At 62.2% G+C, this 5,004-nt stretch carries 7 protein-coding genes; 4 read left to right on the top strand and 3 right to left on the bottom strand.

What is annotated here, in order from left to right; genetic code table 11:
* A partial coding sequence (locus tag EOA86_RS21850; RefSeq protein ID WP_206630094.1) for a dienelactone hydrolase family protein occupies positions 1-232 on the top strand: 232 nt, incomplete at its 5' end.
* Here EOA86_RS21850 and EOA86_RS21845 read toward each other — a convergent pair.
* Complete coding sequence (locus EOA86_RS21845; RefSeq protein ID WP_128343537.1) at positions 233-1,138, bottom strand: DMT family transporter; 906 nt, start codon at positions 1,136-1,138, stop codon at positions 233-235. It lies immediately after the preceding gene.
* Between the two features lie 89 nt (positions 1,139-1,227).
* Between EOA86_RS21845 and EOA86_RS21840 the strand changes: the two genes are divergently transcribed.
* Positions 1,228-1,707 carry an Lrp/AsnC family transcriptional regulator gene (locus EOA86_RS21840; protein WP_128343536.1) on the top strand — a complete coding sequence of 160 codons (480 nt, stop codon included), beginning with the start codon at positions 1,228-1,230 and terminating at the stop codon, positions 1,705-1,707.
* Between the two features lie 282 nt (positions 1,708-1,989).
* On the opposite strand, the gene EOA86_RS21835 is transcribed toward EOA86_RS21840, so the two are convergent.
* Together EOA86_RS21835 and EOA86_RS21830 are read right to left on the bottom strand one after the other, a co-directional pair.
* Positions 1,990-2,187, bottom strand: a complete 198-nt coding sequence (locus tag EOA86_RS21835; protein ID WP_029351403.1) for a hypothetical protein — start codon at positions 2,185-2,187, stop codon at positions 1,990-1,992.
* Positions 2,188-2,309: 122 nt separating this feature from the next.
* Positions 2,310-2,816: a thioesterase family protein gene (locus tag EOA86_RS21830; RefSeq protein ID WP_128343535.1), complete on the bottom strand. Its 507-nt coding sequence runs from the start codon at positions 2,814-2,816 to the stop codon at positions 2,310-2,312.
* 98 nt (positions 2,817-2,914) lie between these two features.
* Between EOA86_RS21830 and EOA86_RS21825 the strand changes: the two genes are divergently transcribed.
* Positions 2,915-4,327 (top strand): FAD-linked oxidase C-terminal domain-containing protein, encoded by a 1,413-nt coding sequence (locus EOA86_RS21825; protein WP_128343533.1) that lies wholly within the window; start codon positions 2,915-2,917, stop codon positions 4,325-4,327.
* A 94-nt stretch (positions 4,328-4,421) separates the two neighbouring features.
* The coding region (locus EOA86_RS21820) for an AsmA family protein (RefSeq protein ID WP_128343532.1) at positions 4,422-5,004 on the top strand (583 nt) is incomplete at its 3' end.

Raw genomic sequence — 5,004 nt, 5'->3', positions numbered from 1 at the left:
GATCAAGGCGGCGCTGCTGCTGCATTATGCCGGGCTCGACACCCGCATCAATGCCGGTATCGACGCCTTCAAGAAAGAACTCGATGCCGCCAAGGTCGAGTACACGGTCTATGTCTATGAAGGCGCCAATCATGCCTTCAACAATGACACGTCCGCGGCCCGCTACGACAAGAACGCGGCGGACCTCGCCTGGGGCCGGACGATCGCCTTTCTCAAGGAGAAGCTTGCCTGATCAGGCATTTGCCGGTTTGTGAAAAGCGACCCCGGCCATCACCAGCGCAATGCCGATGCAATCGATAGGGCCGGGTATCTGGCGGAGCACAATGACGCCGATCAGGGTGGCGGTGACCGGCAGCAAAGACAGCATCAGCGCGAAGCTCGAGCGCGGCAGCCGCGACATGGCAAGCTGGTCGCAGATGTAGGGGATGACCGACGAGCAGATGCCGACGCCGATGGCGGCGATGAGCAGTGGCGGCGCCGAGAAAGCCGGCAGCGCATCGGTGAAGCCGACCGGCAGCACGATGAGGAAGGCGACCGCCATGGCGGCACCCAGGCCGGCGATGCCGTCGCCAGCGCCGGCGCGGGCGACGCGATGGCCAAGCACGATGTAGCCAACGAACAGCGCGCCGTTAAGAAAGGCCCAGAGCAGTCCGATCAGGTCGCTTGACCATTTGACGTCGATCAGCAGCAAGGTGCCGATGACGGCGATCACAAGAGCTGCGAGGTTGCGCGGGCTTCTGACGCCGACCAGCGCGACGCCGATAGTGCCGACGAATTCGATCGCCGCGACCAACGAGATCGGCAATCTGTCGAGTGCCAGGTAGAAGGAGCAATTCATCACGCCGAGACAGGCGCCAAACGCGAGAAGCAGCAGTCGTGTGGGCCGGTCGGCGCCGGCGAAGACCGTCCAGGGCCGGGTCAGTGGCGCGAAGACGAGGGCGGCCGTGACGATGCGCAGCCAGGCCATGCCGAGCACGCCGACATGCGGGAAAAGCAGCACGGCGAAAGCCGGCCCGAGATAGTGGAACACGGCGCTGACGCCGAACCAGACATGCGGCGGCAGGGAGGTCGCCAGCTTGCCAAAGACAGGCCCGGCGAGGGCAGGGATTGCAGCCGGAGCTTGCGCTGGATCATCCATGAGATCATTATCGCAGGCAGTTTTTTGGGTTTATATGGCTGATAGTCGGCCGAAGAGATAATCTCTTTTCCCAAACCAAGGAGTTTTGTCTGAAACGCCTTCGAAACGAAAATACCGATCTGGATGCGGCTGACCTGAAGATCCTGCGCCTGCTGGAAAAGGATGCGCGCACCAGCACCGCCGAACTGGCGCGTTCCGTCGGCCTATCGGCGCCGAGCGTAGCCGAACGCATCAAGCGGCTGCAGGAGAGCGGCGTGATCGAGGCCTATACGGTGCGGATCAACCCGGCCGCGCTCGGCATGAAACTGTCGGCATGGCTGCGCATCAGGCCGGTGCCGGGGCAACTGGCTGTGGTGGCCGAGATCATCCGCGACTTGCCGGAGATCGCGCAATGCGATCGGGTGACCGGCGAGGACTGTTTCGTCGCGCTGGCGCATGTCGGCTCCGTGGCCGAGCTCGAACGGGTGATCGACCGCATAATTCCGTTTGCGATGACCAATACCGCGATCATCCAGTCGTCACCGGTAGTGGCGCGCTCGCCGCTGGGGGCGGTGAAGCACCAGCCTTGATGTTCGAGGTGAAGTGGTCGCTCGTCAACGCATCATCAGCTTAAGTAGAAGCGTCGCGCCGCCCCTCAGCGCCCTGCCGGGCACCCGTATAGTGACGGGGAGAAGGACGCGTTTGCGGCGGATTTCGTTAATCTCCAGCGTTGCAGAGAAAGCGCCAAGGCTGCGGCAAGCTCCCTTCTCCCCGTCACTATACGGGAGAAGGTGGCGGCAGCCGGATAAGGGGCGGCGCAAACGCCCCAGAAAAATGCAACCGAACGACGAGCCTATTTCTTCCCGCACCGATCAGGCATGGCCGCGCTTCGAGCGCGCCTGCTTCAGGATGGCGCGCCAGCGGACCATGGCGAAAGGGATCGGCTCGTTGTTGTTGGCAATGTGAAAGATCTCGTTGTTGAGGTTCTTCAGCGAGCGCCAGAAATCATAGTCGCTGATGCGTGGATCGGCTGCAAGCCTGTCCGCCTCGACCTTGATGTCGGTTTTCATGCACGTTTCCCGAACCGCTTCAGCTCCGCCCCCGTATCAACCCGATGCGGAGGGTTTTCCAACGCCGCGCTGAGTCGTTCAACGCCTCAATTCGACTTGTTCACGTTAAAACCTTGGTAAGGTTAACGGCGGTCCGACTGCGGTTCAAGCGTCTTACGACGGATACCGATCGAACGGCCGGCGCGCTCAGGCATCGGCAGCGCCGCATGGGCGGCGCGCATGGTTTCCACCTTGGCCAGAACATCGGCCGGGAAAGGCGCCACCTTCGGTCCAGACATGTCGACATGCAGCGACAATGATTCGGAAGTGGCAGCGAGCCAGCCGTCGACATGGCGGATTTCCTGGTACGCTCTCAGCCGCTTGTCGTCATGGTCGAGGAGTTGGAACGAGACATCGACCTTGTGGTCGAGATGCAGCTCCCTGATATAGCAGACATGGACTTCCGCCGTGTAGATGGTCAGCCGCCGCCGCTTCACATAATCCAGCCCCATCCCCATCATTTCGAACGCTTCGTCGGAGCAGCGGTCGAACAGCACGTTGTAATAGGCCATGTTGAGATGGCCGTTGTAGTCGATCCAGTCCTTCTCGATGTCCATGGCACGAGAGACGAAGGGGGCGGGGATGGACATCGAAAACTTCCTTCTCGCTGGACAGGACGTGGCTGGTGAGACTACCCATCCATAAGTCCATAACAAGGGTGGACACTGGTCCATTCGCGGAGGAATAGATGGCTCTGAGCGACCTCAATCCGGTCGAGCGCAACGATGAAGGCATCGCCGCTGTGCTCGGCATCCTGAAGCAGCGGCTCGGCGAGCGGTTCCAGACCGGCGAGGCGATCCGCGCCCAGCACGCGCATACCACCACCTACATTCCGACCCAGGCGCCTGACGGTGTGGCATTTCCGGAGACGACGGCAGAGGTGCAGGAGACCGTGTCGGCCTGCGCCGCGCACCGCGTGCCGGTGATCGCCTTCGGCGTTGGCTCTTCGCTGGAGGGCCACACCAACGCGCCGGGCGGCGGCATCTCGCTGGATATGTCGCGGATGAACCGCATCCTCGCGGTCAACCCGCAGGATCTCGACTGCACGGTCGAGCCCGGTGTGACGCGTGAGGATCTCAACCGGCATCTGCGCGACACCGGCCTGTTCTTTCCGATCGATCCGGGCGCAAATGCATCGCTCGGCGGCATGGCGGCGACGCGGGCGTCGGGCACCAATGCGGTGCGCTACGGTACGATGCGCGAGAATGTGTTGTCGCTGACGGCGGTGATGGCCGACGGCGAGATGGTGACGACCGGCAAGCGCGCAAAAAAGAGCTCGGCCGGCTACGATCTGACACGGCTCCTGATCGGCTCTGAAGGCACGCTCGGCATCATCACCCAACTGACCCTGAAGCTGCAGGGCATTCCGCAGGCGATTTCCGGTGGCGTCTGCCCGTTTCCCAGCGTCGAGGCGGCCTGCAACGCGGTGATCGCGACAATCCAGATGGGCATTCCGGTGGCGCGCATCGAACTGGTCAATGCGCTGCAGATGCGGGCGATGAAGAGCTATTCGAAACTCGATTATCCCGAAAGCCCATGCCTGTTCGTCGAATTCCACGGCAGTGATGCCGGCGTTGCCGAGCAGGCCGAGACTTTCGGCATGATCGCCGAAGAATATGGCGGCGGACCATTCCTGTGGACCAGCGTCGCCGAGGAACGGACGAAGCTGTGGAAGGCCAGGCACGACGCCTATTGGTCGTCGCTGACGCTGCGGCCCGGCGCCAAGGGGCTGTCGACCGACGTCTGCGTGCCGATCTCGCGCTTTGCCGAATGCGTCACGCAAACCGAGGCCGATATCGCCGAGATGGGGTTGATCGCGCCGATCGTCGGCCATGCCGGCGACGGCAATTTCCATGTGCTGGTGCTGATGGACGTGGACGATCCGAAGGAAATCGCCGCAACGGAAGAGTTCGTCGCGCGGCTGAATATGCGGGCGATCGGCATGGACGGAACCTGCACCGGCGAGCACGGCATCGGACAAGGCAAGGTCGGCTTCCTGCGCCATGAACTCGGCCACAGCGTCGACATTATGCGCACGATCAAGCAGGCGCTCGATCCGCTGAATATTATGAACCCTGGGAAGATACTGCCCGCCGACTAGAGCTTTTTGCTCTTGGGGCGATCGATTTGCCTCTTTATCGACACGCGGATGCGGATAGAGTGCGGCTGATTTTTCAATCAACTGCTCGGAGCTCATGCTCGCACGCCTGTTCGTGATCTTCGGTGGCTTTTTCGTGCTGGTGCTGTGTGCGGCGCTGGTGGTGCCGTATTTTATCGACTGGACGGGCTACCGTGCCGATTTCGAGCGCGAGGCAAGCGCCATTCTGGGCCGTAAGGTAACTGTTCAGGGCGATGCGACGGCGAAATTGCTGCCGTTTCCGTCGGTGACCTTCTCGAACGTCACTGTTGCCGGCGGCCCCGGCGGCCGGCCGGCAATGACCGTCGAGACCTTTTCGATGGATGCGGAACTGGCGCCCTTCCTGAGCGGGGAAGTGCTGATCTTCGACATGCGACTGGTGCGGCCGAAGGCTACGATCGACATTGCCGCCGACGGCACGATCGACTGGGCGATACGCCCGTCGTCGCCCTTCGATCCCAGCCAGATCTCGATCGAGAAGCTGACGGTGACGGACGGAGAGATCGCACTGCGCCATGCCGCCGGCGGGCGCAGCCATCTCCTTTCCGAGATCAATTCGACGATGTCTGCCAAATCGCTGGCCGGACCTTGGCGGATGGATGGTTCGCTGCGGCTCGACGGTCTGCGCAGCATAGTCGTCG

This window comes from Mesorhizobium sp. M5C.F.Ca.IN.020.32.2.1 (assembly GCF_004023105.1).
GTDB classification, from domain to species: Bacteria; Pseudomonadota; Alphaproteobacteria; order Rhizobiales; family Rhizobiaceae; genus Mesorhizobium; species Mesorhizobium wenxiniae.
This window is presented reverse-complemented; position numbering and strand designations above follow the sequence as displayed.